Annotated in this window: 18 protein-coding genes; 12 read left to right on the forward strand and 6 right to left on the reverse strand. The window is 55.9% G+C overall.

What is annotated here, in order from left to right; genetic code table 11:
• Positions 1-57: 57 nt before the first annotated feature.
• Positions 58-909 (reverse strand): AraC family transcriptional regulator, encoded by an 852-nt coding sequence (locus tag MPQ_RS12605; RefSeq protein WP_013443347.1) that lies wholly within the window; start codon positions 907-909, stop codon positions 58-60.
• Between the two features lie 63 nt (positions 910-972).
• Here MPQ_RS12605 and MPQ_RS12610 point away from each other — a divergent pair, with 63 nt between their 5' ends.
• Both MPQ_RS12610 and MPQ_RS12615 read left to right on the forward strand, forming a co-directional pair.
• A complete protein-coding gene (locus MPQ_RS12610) occupies positions 973-1,506 on the forward strand; it encodes a carboxymuconolactone decarboxylase family protein (RefSeq protein ID WP_013443348.1) in 534 nt (177 codons plus the stop codon).
• A 69-nt stretch (positions 1,507-1,575) separates the two neighbouring features.
• Positions 1,576-2,346, forward strand: coding sequence for a S9 family peptidase (locus tag MPQ_RS12615; protein ID WP_041362435.1), 771 nt, complete (start codon positions 1,576-1,578; stop codon positions 2,344-2,346).
• A 110-nt stretch (positions 2,347-2,456) separates the two neighbouring features.
• Here the strand turns inward: MPQ_RS12615 and MPQ_RS12620 are convergent, their stop codons facing one another.
• The gene (locus tag MPQ_RS12620) at positions 2,457-3,386 is read right to left on the reverse strand and encodes a pyridoxamine 5'-phosphate oxidase family protein (RefSeq protein WP_013443350.1); all 930 of its coding nucleotides are present in this window, start codon (positions 3,384-3,386) and stop codon (positions 2,457-2,459) included.
• Between the two features lie 151 nt (positions 3,387-3,537).
• Here MPQ_RS12620 and MPQ_RS12625 point away from each other — a divergent pair, with 151 nt between their 5' ends.
• The gene (locus MPQ_RS12625; RefSeq protein WP_013443351.1) at positions 3,538-4,416 is read left to right on the forward strand and encodes a LysR family transcriptional regulator; all 879 of its coding nucleotides are present in this window, start codon (positions 3,538-3,540) and stop codon (positions 4,414-4,416) included.
• Between the two features lie 149 nt (positions 4,417-4,565).
• On the opposite strand, the gene MPQ_RS12630 is transcribed toward MPQ_RS12625, so the two are convergent.
• Positions 4,566-5,558 carry an alpha/beta fold hydrolase gene (locus tag MPQ_RS12630; protein WP_013443352.1) on the reverse strand — a complete coding sequence of 331 codons (993 nt, stop codon included), beginning with the start codon at positions 5,556-5,558 and terminating at the stop codon, positions 4,566-4,568.
• A gap of 321 nt (positions 5,559-5,879) precedes the next feature.
• On the opposite strand from MPQ_RS12630, the gene MPQ_RS12635 reads away from it, so the two are divergent.
• The 8 genes from MPQ_RS12635 to MPQ_RS12670 all read left to right on the forward strand — a co-directional run bounded on the left by MPQ_RS12635 (position 5,880) and on the right by MPQ_RS12670 (position 9,296).
• Positions 5,880-6,326 (forward strand): hypothetical protein, encoded by a 447-nt coding sequence (locus MPQ_RS12635; RefSeq protein ID WP_041362436.1) that lies wholly within the window; start codon positions 5,880-5,882, stop codon positions 6,324-6,326.
• Positions 6,327-6,488: 162 nt separating this feature from the next.
• Positions 6,489-7,094, forward strand: coding sequence for a cold shock and DUF1294 domain-containing protein (locus MPQ_RS12640; protein ID WP_013443354.1), 606 nt, complete (start codon positions 6,489-6,491; stop codon positions 7,092-7,094).
• A 344-nt stretch (positions 7,095-7,438) separates the two neighbouring features.
• Positions 7,439-7,756 carry a BON domain-containing protein gene (locus tag MPQ_RS12645; RefSeq protein ID WP_013443355.1) on the forward strand — a complete coding sequence of 106 codons (318 nt, stop codon included), beginning with the start codon at positions 7,439-7,441 and terminating at the stop codon, positions 7,754-7,756.
• Positions 7,757-7,786: 30 nt separating this feature from the next.
• Positions 7,787-7,978, forward strand: a complete 192-nt coding sequence (locus tag MPQ_RS12650; RefSeq protein ID WP_013443356.1) for a hypothetical protein — start codon at positions 7,787-7,789, stop codon at positions 7,976-7,978.
• A 30-nt stretch (positions 7,979-8,008) separates the two neighbouring features.
• Complete coding sequence (locus MPQ_RS12655; RefSeq protein WP_013443357.1) at positions 8,009-8,329, forward strand: YqjD family protein; 321 nt, start codon at positions 8,009-8,011, stop codon at positions 8,327-8,329.
• 3 nt (positions 8,330-8,332) lie between these two features.
• Positions 8,333-8,725 carry a phage holin family protein gene (locus MPQ_RS12660; RefSeq protein WP_013443358.1) on the forward strand — a complete coding sequence of 131 codons (393 nt, stop codon included), beginning with the start codon at positions 8,333-8,335 and terminating at the stop codon, positions 8,723-8,725.
• Positions 8,722-9,078: a YqjK family protein gene (locus MPQ_RS12665; RefSeq protein WP_013443359.1), complete on the forward strand. Its 357-nt coding sequence runs from the start codon at positions 8,722-8,724 to the stop codon at positions 9,076-9,078. The genes MPQ_RS12660 and MPQ_RS12665 overlap by 4 nt, the downstream gene beginning before the upstream one ends.
• Before the next feature lie 8 nt (positions 9,079-9,086).
• Positions 9,087-9,296, forward strand: a complete 210-nt coding sequence (locus tag MPQ_RS12670) for a hypothetical protein (protein WP_013443360.1) — start codon at positions 9,087-9,089, stop codon at positions 9,294-9,296.
• Between the two features lie 31 nt (positions 9,297-9,327).
• Here the strand turns inward: MPQ_RS12670 and MPQ_RS12675 are convergent, their stop codons facing one another.
• The 3 genes from MPQ_RS12675 to MPQ_RS12685 all read right to left on the reverse strand — a co-directional run bounded on the left by MPQ_RS12675 (position 9,328) and on the right by MPQ_RS12685 (position 12,401).
• On the reverse strand, positions 9,328-10,026 hold the full coding sequence (locus MPQ_RS12675) for a Crp/Fnr family transcriptional regulator (RefSeq protein ID WP_238525314.1): 699 nt from the start codon (positions 10,024-10,026) through the stop codon (positions 9,328-9,330).
• Between the two features lie 195 nt (positions 10,027-10,221).
• Positions 10,222-11,529 (reverse strand): diguanylate cyclase domain-containing protein, encoded by a 1,308-nt coding sequence (locus MPQ_RS12680; protein ID WP_013443362.1) that lies wholly within the window; start codon positions 11,527-11,529, stop codon positions 10,222-10,224.
• Positions 11,530-11,672: 143 nt separating this feature from the next.
• Positions 11,673-12,401 carry a Crp/Fnr family transcriptional regulator gene (locus MPQ_RS12685; protein WP_013443363.1) on the reverse strand — a complete coding sequence of 243 codons (729 nt, stop codon included), beginning with the start codon at positions 12,399-12,401 and terminating at the stop codon, positions 11,673-11,675.
• A gap of 279 nt (positions 12,402-12,680) precedes the next feature.
• Between MPQ_RS12685 and MPQ_RS14190 the strand changes: the two genes are divergently transcribed.
• Complete coding sequence (locus MPQ_RS14190) at positions 12,681-12,809, forward strand: hypothetical protein (RefSeq protein WP_013443364.1); 129 nt, start codon at positions 12,681-12,683, stop codon at positions 12,807-12,809.
• Positions 12,810-12,835: the final 26 nt, after the last annotated feature.

Here is a 12,835-nt window from a genome sequence, read left to right on the forward strand (position 1 = left end):
ACACTCCAAACTGATTGATCCTTGATAACAGCTTACTGTACTGGCGAATCAATTACCCTACACCTGCTTCAACCACTCCGTCGGCGCCTGCCCGAGACGCTTGGCAAACACGCGGGCCAGCGCAGCCTGACTCTGGTAGCCCACCGCAGCCGCGACAGATTTGATGGGGCGTCCGCTTTTCAGCATGCTCTGAGCGACGGACATGCGCCAGTTGGTGAGGTAATCCAGCGGCGTCACCCCCACGGTCTCGCGGAAATTCACGGCAAAACGGGCGCGCGACATGCCGGCCATATCAGCCAGTTCATCCAGGCTCCATGGGTGACCGGGGCGCTCGTGCATGGCGTTGACGGCATGTTTCAGTCGGGAATCGGCCAGGGCGGCGAAGATGCCGCCATTCAGCTGGCCCATGGCCAGCACGTGCCGCAACATCTGAATCAGGAAATATTCAATCAATCGGTCGAGGGCTGCCTGCCGGCCAAAACTCTCTTGCAAGGCTTCGCGGAATAGCAACTCCAGGGTGGGTTTGACCAGGCTCATGTCGTCCATGGGCAGCACGATGGCCTCGGGCAGGGAGAGCGCCAGCGGGCTGCCAACCTTGGCACCCAGGTCTACATAGGCACAGAGCAGCTCTGCGTTTTCGCCCTCAGGCACCAGCGCGTGCGGACAGGTTCGGGGAAAGAAAATAACGCTGGGTTGGGTGATGGATTGCGGCGGGCCATTGCGCACGGTCATGGTGACCTTGCCGGACCGGACGATGTGTATGTAGCCGGCGTTTTCATCAAACGCCACCAGCTGGCATAGCTCGCCGCTGTGAAAAGATTGGGCGGAAAAGGTGATTTGCCTTAATAAAGGCGCGAGCTGATCCATGGCGATACTTTCGGTCAAATAGTCGATACCAATTGTATTCATGAGTATCGCATGATGTCTCCAGCGCACAAAGCGCACCCACCATTACCAAAAAGGAGATTCATCATGGCACGCATTCCCGCAGTAAACCGCAACGAAGCCACCGATCCACTGGCAACCACATTCAATACGGTAAAGGCCAAGATCGGCATGGTGCCCAATCTTTACGCCACCTTTGCCCAGTCGCCCGCTGTGCTGGATGCCTACCTGGCATTTTCCTCCGCATTGACCAAAGGCCAGCTGACGGCGGGGCAGCGCGAGGTATTGGCCCTGGCAATTGGGCAAACCAATCAGTGCCAATATTGCCTTTCCGCCCACTCGCTGCTCGCCAAGGGTGCAGGCCTGAACCCCGAGGCGATCAAGAATGCAAGAAACAGCAGCTCGGCTGAGCCCTTAAATGATGCGCTGGCCCGGTTTGCGGTCAAGGTTGTGGAGCAACGTGGCGTGCTCAGCGATGAGGAATTCAACGCCGCCAAGGCCGAAGGCCTGAGCGATGCGCTGATCATTGAGGTCCTCGCGCATGTGGCCCTGAATACATTGACCAATTACACCAACCATATTGCAGCGACAGATATCGACTTTCCAGTTGTACCACTGTGAGCATGTAACACGATGCGCCTGATTACCCGACCGGGGCTGTCCGGTCGGCTAAAAGCGCAGGAGAAAAGCATGAAAACCATCCCCCTACAAATACCCGCCAGCAGTGGCATTTCACTCGCTGCGCGGCTCGATCTCCCTGATGATACTTATCGGGCTACCGTGCTGTTTGCCCATTGTTTTACCTGCGGCAAGGATGTGTTGGCCGCCAGCCGTATCTCCAGAGGGCTGGTCGCGCAGGGATTTGCCGTATTGCGCTTTGACTTTGCCGGCATAGGCGCCAGCGAAGGCGAGTTTGCCGACACCAATTTCTCATCCAACATCCAGGATGTGGCGGATGCCGCCGAGTGGCTGCGTGCTCATTACAAGGCACCTGACCTGGTCATTGGCCATAGCCTGGGCGGCACCGCCGTGCTCGCCGCGTCATCGCGGCTGCCTGAGGCCAGGGGCTATGTCACCGTAGGCTCGCCTAGCGATCCGCGCCATATGCTTGAGCTGATTGGCGCCCCCAGCCTGCAGGTGATCGAACGTGAAGGCGCGGCCGATGTGAATCTGGAAGGGCGTGTATTTCATATCAGAAAACAGTTTCTGAATGACGTCCAGGCGCAGCAGGTGTTGCAACAGGTGGGGCGGCTGCATAAGCCCTTGCTGATCATGCATGCTCCCGGTGACAGGACTGTACCCATCAGCCATGCCACCGCCCTGTTTCAGGCAGCCGCGCACCCCAAGAGCTTTATCTCGCTGGGGGAGGCGGATCACCTGGTGACAAACAAAGTGGATGCGGAATTTATCGCCGAGATGATCTCGGCGTGGAGCAAGCGTTATATTGAAACCCAGCTGTAAAGCTTGGCCACTAGAAATGCACTGCGGTGTGGAAGTGCCAAAGGAGCGATATATCCTGCCCCTTTGGCCCAGGAATTAAGACTGGTCATCCCCACAGCACGTTGATGGCCTCAAGCCTCTACCGGCATATTGAACGGGGAAGCATCGAGATATTGCCATTCCAGATGCTGCGGTACCTTGCGCAATATCCACTGCGCTATGTCGAACTCCCAGAAGCGCCCGGTGCCGCCGCTCAGATTATGGGGATCGTCCTGATCCCATAACAGACGGGATTTTCCGCTGAGCTGCAATAGCTGCTGCCCGGCAAAGTCAGGAATGCATACTCCAGTGCGTGCATCGATCTCCATATTGCCCAAGGTATTGAACATGCTATTGCCGTGGTAATCCGGGATGCGCAGGGTGCTGTCGTTGATGATCTGCACAAAGCCTGGATTGCCGCCACGATGCGAGGCATCCGCCCCTGTGTCGGCATAATGGGTGGCCACAAACATGGTGTCCGCGTTACGCACCAAGGCTGCAATATTTGCCTGCAACTGCGTGCCGACCAAAACTTCATGCGGGGCGGCCGCCTTCTCGAATTGCTGCAGATGGCGACGCTGTATGTATTTCGGGCAATTGGGATAGGCTTCGTTCACGCCAATGACGATCCCTTGATCGTGCATGTGCTGAATCATGCCATTAATACGGTAGCGACGGCGCGAGCCAAGCTCGATAAAGAGTAGACCGACGGCAGGGTGGTGGTCGATATTGGTCCAGAATGGGTCAGACATATCTCGCTCATCCACAGGAATATGCAGGGCAAGGGCAGCATCGCCCTCGGCCTTGGCAAACCCAGGCTCGGCATACAGCACGGAAGACCACACCGCACCATCGGCAGCGATACTGCTCAGCACGACCATAAACTGCTTCTCGATAAAGGGACGAGCGCCGCCCAGTATGGTGTCTGCAATCATCGCCGCATTTCTATCGGCAATAAACGCCTGGCCCGCATGCCTCTGTACGGCGCGCTCCCCGGCATGAAAATGGAATCTGGTTTGCATGGCATTCTCCTGATGGAAACACGGCCTCGGGCTTTATCGCCTACGCCGTTGTTGATGTGGCCATTCTAGGAAATAATGCCCCTGATAGAATCAGCTCTGCCCGCAATTCATTATTTCGCCTGGAGTAACGATCATCGACCACATTCACCTGATGCGCGTACTGGTAGCCGTTGGAGAACAAGGCGGATTTGCCGCCGCCTCCCGCCAGCTGGATATATCGCCCGCAGCGGTCACCCGAGCCGTAGGCGCACTGGAAGAGCAGCTGGGCGTACAGCTGGTGCAACGCACCACGCGCAATGTGCGCTTCACCGATGCTGGCCTCCGCTATTACGATGACGCGCGGGCCATACTGCAAAGTATCGCCGAAGCCAACGAGGCGGCCTCGGGCATCAATGCCGAGCCGCGCGGCACGCTATCGGTCACGGCCCCGGTGCTGTTCGGGCGCATGTTTGTCATGCCCACCATCATTGAATACATGCAGCGCTACCCCCAGGTGAAGGTCAATGCGAATTTTGTAGACCGGGTGACCAATCTGGTCGAGGAAGGCATGGATGTTGCAATCCGCATCGGCAACTTGCCCGATTCCTCGTTACGAGCCGTCAAGGTCGGGCAAGTGCGCCGCGTGCTGTGTGCATCGCATGCTTATCTGGAAGCCCATGGCACGCCACAAATCCCGGCCGACCTCATGCAGCATTCCATGATCGTTTCCAATGCGCTTTCACCCCGCGTCGAGTGGCGTTTTGAAGGCGGCGATGAACCAGAACTGGTGCAGATAAATCCGCGACTGGTGGTTACCAGCAACGACGCAGCCCTGTCAGCCGCGATTGGTGGACTTGGCATCACGCGCCTGCTGTCTTACCAGGTACGCAGCGAAGTCGAGCGCGGCAGCTTGCGCCTGTTGCTTGAGACCTTTGAAGAATCCCCCTGGCCGGTACATGTGGTGCATCGTGAAGAAAAATATGGCTCCTCCAAGGTGAGGGCTTTCATCGACCTCATGGTCGAGCGCCTGCGCGCGCATCCCCATCTTTAGCTCCCTCAGTGGTACGTCAGACGCGGCTGGCGCTGGCATAAGCGCAATCAGAATTCAGACACATCCCCTGAAATTAAAAAAGCCACTGGCCTGCATGAGTCTCAGGCCAGTGGCTTTCCATACGAACCCCGTTTAAGGTTTAGCCAACATCAAGGTTTTACGTTGCGGTCAAGGAAGTTACCCATCAGTCTGGCAATCTCATCGCCATCCTCCTCCAAGGCAAAGTGCCCGGTATCCAGCAGATGTAGTTCGGCGTTCGGCAAATCCCTCAAGTAAGGTGTAGCGCCTGCAGCCGGGAAAATCTTATCGTTTTTACCCCACACAATCAGCATCGGAGGCTGATAGCGGCGGAAATAAGCCTGCCACTCAGCATAGTGCGGCGGGTTAGTGCCATAGCTATAGAACAGTTCCAGCTGAATATCCTTATTGCCAGGACGATCCATATACGCCTGATCCATCATCCAGGCATCCGGACTCACATGCGCTGCGGGATTGCGAAAGCCTTCGGTATATTGCCATTTGGTGGCAGCCAGCTCCAGAATCGGCCGCAGTTTGGCCGCATTCGCTTCCGATTTGTTCTTCCAGTAATCCTTCACAGGTACCCAGAACTGGTTGTCTATGCCTTCTTCATAGGCATTTCCGTTCTGCACAACAATAGCGCTGATCTTCTCCGGATGAGCACTCGCTATGCGATAACCAACAGGGGCGCCGTAATCCTGTACATAGATGGCAAATTTGCCCAGACCAAGCCTGATGGTCAATTTATCAATCACCGTCGCCAGGTTATCAAAACTGTAGGCAAATTTATCCATGGCGGGCTGATCACTTTGACCATAGCCAGGATAATCGGGCGCTATCACATGATAGCGCTCGGCAAGCTGCGGAATCAGATTGCGGAACATATGCGACGAGCTGGGAAAACCATGCAGTAGCAATACGACAGGCGCGTTTGCGGGGCCGGCTTCGCGGTAGAACACCTTCACGCCGTCAATCTCCACCGTGTGATAGGAAACAGCCTTGGTGGCAGCGGGCCCTTGGCTGGAAACCGTTGGAGCCGCCTGGGATGAAAGGGGAATCGCAGTGGCAGTAGCAATTAAGCCCAGGGCGATAGTCAGTTTGGCAATACGGAGGTAGCGCAGCATCTTCATTCCTTTGGTTTGTTTTAGACGCTTCCAGTTTTGCCCAGATACCTCTTGATTAGAATCGCCGCACGGAGAAATTCACCATTGCACGCCAAGAAACAATACGCTTCACCGTGTAATAACAGGCTGATTTTTATACTATTCTGCCATCACCCCGTGGGATTCATACATCAAACGGCAAGCATTTGATTCATGCCCGGCACGTGCGTCGCCCATACGATATGTACATTTTCACGTAACAAATAATGACACCCACCCAATGTCCAGCCTTAACCTTTTTGTTATAGTTAAGAATCATTCTTAATATAAAAGGGAAGCAACGTGAAGAAATTCATAATCATCCTCGCGGCCATGCTGACAACAGCATGCGCGGGGGGCCCGGGGGCAATGGGTGGTGGCGAAGATAAGTTTACTGCCGCTTACGTTAACGCACATATCGTCGTTGGCAAAACCACGCAGGAAGAAGTAAAAGCGTTATATGGCGTACCTGACAAATCGTCGCAAAGCTCTAGCAGCAGAACCAGCTGGAACTACAAAAAGCATGGTGCTTTGTATGCCCTTTCCGATCTGGTGAGTGCTGCCCCTGGTTCCGTACCGGGCGTCGTCTCTGCCGACTCTGCGTTGAACAGCGCCAAGGATGCTTCCTCAGCTTCCGGCAAGCTGAACAAGGTCATGGATAAATCCTCTGGCAATACCGCCGTCAAGGGCGATAACCTGTCCATCGACTTTGATAAAAACAACAAAGTCACTAACTGGTTTCTGTACTAAAGTCTGACTGACTAGTCGCCAGGCAGTAAAAAAACGCCCGATGATGTTCGTCGGGCGTTTTGTTTTTGGGCGATGCTCAACGCACGATTTTGATGGCGGGCTCGGCTGATGTAGCATCGCCAGACCGTTTCTCACACTCCCTTGCTGAAGATACCTGAATCGATGCGATATCAAGGTCGAATTACCACATGGAAAGATAAGCAGGGCTTTGGTTTCATTACCCCAAATGGCGGGGGTGAGCCGGTCTTTCTGCATATCAGCGCATTCAGCCATCGGAAGCGGCGGCCCGAGGGTGATGAGCTGGTTAGCTATGAGCGCACGCTGGATGCCAAAGGCCGCCCACAGGCGTTGAAAGTGGCGTTTGTGGGTCATAGGCCAGCGCCTGCCTTATCCCAGCGCAGCCCTGTACTGCCACTGTTTGCCTTTATCTTTCTTTGCGGCGTGGCAGGGGCGGTCTGGGCGGGACAGCTGCCTGTCGGCTTACTGGGGCTCTATCTGGCGGCGAGTGTCGTTACCTTTGGGGCGTATGCCATCGACAAGTCTGCAGCCCGACATCATCGCCAGCGGACAGCTGAAAACACATTGCACCTGCTGGCGCTGCTGGGTGGCTGGCCGGGAGCGATCGCCGGGCAACGGCTATTCCGGCACAAAACCGCCAAGCGTTCGTTTCTGATCATCTTCTGGGCCACGGTGCTGATCAATAGTGGCGTGTTGCTGTGGGCATTGTCGCCCGCAGGTGCCAGCATGCTGCAGTCACTGGGGCATTGAATTACAAGCTGGCCGGACGCGCAGCAGGCATCCATAACAAAATAACGTGCTATGTGTAGTTGCGCACAGACCAAACCTGCCTGAAACCCTAATCTGGGTTAAGCACTGAGAGCAAGCCCCCTTTCACCTCGGTAAACGCTCCTTTCTGCCATGTGTGGCTGCCTTGAGACTGAGATTCGCAGTCGCGGCTGCCAAACCACAAAAAATATCACGCTCCATGAGCAACATGCCTGGGCACCACGGCCATTAGGACGTGCATTGCAGAGATACCATCCATGGCAAGAGCTATTGAGCACACCTCGCATATTTCAACCCCACTTTACCCATCACACAAGGAATACCCCATGAAAGCACTAAAACTGATCGTCGCCTTCAGCATGGCATTGGCACTGATCACCTCTGTCGGCTGCGCATCCACTTCCAAAAAAGAAGGCACGGGCGAATACATGGATGACAGCGTCATCACCACCAAGGTGAAGGCAGCCATTTTCAACGAGCCCACCCTGAAATCAGCTGAGATCAATGTCGAAACCTTCAAGGGCGTGGTGCAGCTGAGCGGTTTTGTTAATTCACAGGAAGACATCAACAAGGCGATTGCCGTGGCAGGGCGCGTCGGTGGTGTCAAGTCGGTGAAAAATGATATGCGGCTCAAAGCCAAATAGTCGTTAAGCATCCACTTTAAAGGAACCATCATGCTGGAAGCCTTTGCACTTGTTTTAGTTGCCCTGTGGCTGCTGGCCATGGGGGCGTCGGTCACCATGGGCGGCCTGATTTATCTGCTGCCTGTGATTGCGCTTGGCATTCTCACGGAACGCAGCATCCATATCTGGCGCCCGCGGCTAACGTTGAAATGGCATGCCTACCGCATGGCCCACACGGCATAAATACCCACCCCACCACTTAAGGAGCACCATATGGATGACATCAAGACAATAAACAGCCGCGAACAATTGATTGCGGATTTTCAGGTCGCCGTGGCGGATGCCGAGGCATTGCTTAAGGCCACGGCCAACCAGGGCGGAGAGCAGCTTGCGCAGATTCGCGACAAGGTGGAAAAATCGCTGGGCGTGGTCAAGGCCAATATGGCCGAAGCACAGACCGCCATCATCGCCAAAACCCGCGAAGCCGCCAAAGCCACCGATGAATATGTGCATGAAAACCCATGGGAAGCCATCGGCATAGGCGCGGCGGTGGGTGTTGCCATTGGCTGGTTAATTGGGCGTCGGGCGCCTTAGCCCATGGCCAACGATGCAGCCACTGCCAGTCCTGGCGTATTGGGTTCGCTTACGGCCCTGAGCGGCGCCCTGCTCGCCATCCTTTATACCCGCCTGGCACTGCTGCGGGTGGATATAGAAGAGGAGCGGCTGCACTTTTTTTCTTTGCTGGTCACCACGCTGGCGCTGCTGTTTTGCCTGGGTATCGGCGTGATATTGGCATGCATACTGCTGATCGCCTTCTTCTGGAATACCTATCCCTTGCGCGTGCTGGCGATCCTGAGCGCGGGGTTTATTACCATGGCCGTGCTGCTTGGCCTGCTGGCACTGCATAAAATCAGGCACAAGCCTCAGCTGTTTTCCACCAGCATGGATGAGCTGGGCAAGGATATTCAAGCCATGAAAACGCCGCCGTGAGTACCCGCATGCAAGCTCTGGCAAGGCGGCGCGCCCAGCTGTTGCAGCAATCTGCGCAACAGCGCACGCTGATCGCCCTGCACGCCGAGGTATGGCAAGACAGGCTGGCAAGGCTGGACCATGGCTTGCACATATTCAAGTTCATGCACCACCATGCCTTTTTACTGGGGGCCGGGCTATGGCTACTGCTACGGTGGCAACGCAGCCCCTCCAGTCACTGGTATTACCGGATATTTCATCTATGGCGCTATTACCAGCAATGGCGGGCCTTGCGTTCATTGGCCACGGCAAGCACCGACATGGATAACCGACCCGCTGAAATGCATACCCCATTTGTGATTAACCCACCCTAGGAGTCATCATGTCTCAAGTCGGCCCAGAGTTCAGTTGTGATGCAAATACCCAGGCACTCATGCATGCCTTTAATCAGGCCGTGGCCGAGGCAGAGTCGGCAATTGCCTTGACGGCCAATGAAAAAGACCCGGCCGTGGCATCGCTGCATGCCAGGCTGAAAAACTCCTTGCAGCTGGTCAAACAGAGCATGACCACCTCCGGGCTGTTGCCTTCCTGAATGAGCCAGCGCGGCTATCGGCCGCCGCCTGCTAGCACACCAGCAAGCGGGCGTAGACTGCTTTATCCGTCTCGTAGCAACTGCATGCCGCCGCTTCCAGCCCGGCGGCATCATCTATCCTTACCACCCCGCGGCGATAGCTGATCAAATGCTGGGTATGCAAGGCGCCCGCAGCCTTGGTAACGCCTACGCGCCGCACGCCCAGCATCTTCGCCAGCAATTCGTGGGTGATGTAAAAATCCTCCGAATGCATGCGATCCCGCGTCATCAACAGCAGGCGTGCCAGGCGCTTCTCCACCACATGATAGCGGTTGCATACGGCAATCTGCGCAAACTGCTGGCAGGAGACATGCACATAGCGTTTTACCAGCTCGTGCAATTGCGGATGGCGCTCCAGCTCTTCCAGAAACAGTGGCGCTGAGCTGCGCAAGGCAAGGCCATGGCCTTGCACCGTGGCGCCGAACGGACTCTGCGCCACGCCCAGTATCAGGGAAGCGCCGACCATGCCCTCATTGCCGATCAGGGCGACCTCCATGCCCTCGCCCTCTTCCAGATTGAGGGTCAGGGCCACCATGCAGGTCAGGGGGAAATACACATATTCAACGGTGTCATCCGGCTGGTTGAGTACCTGGGTCAAGCCCAGCTCGACCGAATCACATGTGCTGATAAAACTGAGTCGTTCGGGAAGCGGCAACGCCTCCAGCAGACAATTAAAGGGGGACGTAGACATATGAAGCATCTGGGGGAGGCACCTTGCAGAGAAACGTACACATGGGCAACAGACATCACCAGACGGGCTCGGCAATGGCAAGGAATAGCGCGATGTCTTCAAGCTAACGAATCAGCCGGGCAATATCTGTGCGATACCACGCATACCCCGCACGCCGCTTGAAGATCAAGTATGCGCTGATGGGATGGCGATGCGTTAACACCCCCTGAAAAACTTGAAATTGTTGCGTCCCTGCTTTTTTGCCTCGTACATGGCGCTATCGGCATGATTGATCAAAGTCTCGGCGTCACGGCCATCGTGCGGATACAGACTGATGCCGATGCTGGCGGTCAGATGCAATTCCTTGCCGCCAATGGCGTGGGGCTTTTCCAGGGCGCGTAGTATCTTGCTGGCAATCAACGCCGCATCCTCGCCATGTTTGCTTTCGTCCACCAGCATCAGAAATTCGTCGCCGCCTTGCCGGCTCACGGTATCTGACTTGCGGACCAGCTCGATCAGGCGTTTGGCCACCGACTGCAAAATCGCATCCCCCACCACATGGCCCAGGGTATCGTTGATCTGCTTGAAGTTGTCCAGATCCATGAACAGCACGGCCAACTGGCTGGTGCCACGCTCGGCCAGGGTGATGGCCTGCGACAGCCGGTCATTCAGCAACATGCGGTTGGGGAGATTGGTCAGGTAATCATGCTGCGCCAGATGCGCCATTTTGCTCGCCATGGCACGCGCCGCACTCACATCATGAAAGACAATCACGGCACCGGTGAGCTTTCCGCTGCCATCGTGAATCGGCGAGATGGAATCTTCGATCGCCACTTCGCTGCCATCCCGGCGTATCAATATCGTATCGGGGTTGAGCCCTTGCGTTATGTCCTGCGTCAGCACGCGGTGTACCGGGTTCTGGTCATGCAGGCGGGTAACGCCGTTAATCAGCTGAAAGACCTTGACGATGGGCAAGCCATTGGCCTCTTGCCGCGACCAGCCGGTGAGGGATTCAGCCGCGATATTGAGGTAATTCACTTGGCCTTGCATATCGGTGCAGATCACGGCATCGCTGATCGAGTTGAGGGCTATTTCTGCCCGCACTTTTTCCTGCTGCATAAAGCGCTCAAACACACTGCGCTGCAGCACATTTTCCACGGTCTGGATAATCTGGTCCGGGGTGAAGTGAGCATGCGTCAAATACCCCTGCGCGCCTCGTTCAGAGGCCGCCTTTATCAGGGCCGCCGCTGCAGCCGTATCTTCTGTCTGCAAGGTGATGATCGGCGTGTAGGGCGCCACCGCAAACAAGGCCTCAAAGGTGGGGATGCCCTCGCTGTCTGGCAAGCCCAGGTCCACGATAATGGCATCCACTTCTTTTGTCTTGAGGAAACGCATTGCCCGCGCCAGGCGACGCACCCAAGTGAGTTTGAAAGGATGCACGCGCACGCGGCCAAATACTGTTTTTAGCTGATGTCCGTCCCTGGCCTTATCGGTAATCAACAGTATTTGTCTTGGCAACACCATGGCAGCTCCTGAAAAGGCGGATGGAAGCCTTGGCGCCACGGGGGCGATAGCATCCTGTGATGCCTGGCTGCTATCAGCCTATTCCACTTGCAGAGGCTGCACCGTGCCCTTGCGAACATTGGCGCAAAGTAGTTCCGGGAAGGCTAATCAATCACCGAGTTGTGCAGCGATGGCAGCAAGCGGTCAAATTCGGTCTTGACCACCTGATAGCACTCGCAAACCCGCGTCTCCAGGCCGGGCCGGTCCAGCACCATGATATGCCCACGGCTGTATTCGATCAGGCCATCGCGCTGCAGCTTGCCCGCGGCCTCGGTCACGCCCTCGCGGCGTACGCCCAGCATGTTGGCGATCAACTCCTGCGTCATGCTCAATTCGTTGCCTGGCAGCCGATCCAGACTGAGCAATAGCCAGCGGCAGAGCTGCTTTTCCACCGAGTGGTGCCGGTTGCAAACGGCGGTTTGCGCCATCTGGGTAATCAAGGCCTGGGTATAGCGCAGCAGCAGGCGCATGACCGGTCCGGCGCGGTTGAATTCATCCTTGAGCAACTGCGCCTTGAGCCGGTAACCATAACCTTCACTCTGTACAACCGCGCGGCTGGGCGTGGTTTCGCCTCCCATGAACAGCGCAATACCCAATATGCCCTCGTTACCCACCACCGCAATCTCGGCAGAGGCGCCATCGGCCATCACATAGAGCAGAGACACGATAGCGGTGGTCGGGAAATAAACATGGTGAAGCTGCCCTCCGGATTCGTACAGGGCCAGGCCCAGTGGCATTTTTACCAGCTCGAGATGAGGTTGAAGACGGGCAAGCTCGGGGGCTGGCAGGGCATCGAGCAAATGGTTCTGGTGTGGGGTGTGCTGTATAGACATAGGCTCCCCTTTCTGAGATGCAGCGCCTTGTTAGACAAGGCTATGTTTAGCCTCTACTTTAGTTCAAGACAATAGCACTGATATGTACGCTACCGTACATAGACCAGACGCGGCAATCAAGTTTGGCAATCCACCGCCTGTCTGTCTGGTGGCGCACAGACAGACCTGAAAATTCAGGCTAAAAGTAACAGCTCGGAAAGCTGCCCGGGCAGATCCATTCCCTTCCTGCCAATCTGGGCATTCCCTATGCATTCCCTTCCCTTTTCAGGAGTATCGAGCATGAGCAAGGAACAGAAAAGCAACAAAGCCGACAAGAAAAAACCCGTGATGAGCGCCAAGGAAAAGCGCGCCGCCAAAAAAACCAAAAAAGATGACATTAAGCCATTTTTAACGCCCGACAAGCACTGATCTCATCGGCCATGAAACGCAGGCAA

The sequence above is a fragment of the Methylovorus sp. MP688 genome, assembly GCF_000183115.1.
Classification (GTDB): Bacteria; Pseudomonadota; Gammaproteobacteria; order Burkholderiales; family Methylophilaceae; genus Methylovorus; species Methylovorus glucosotrophus.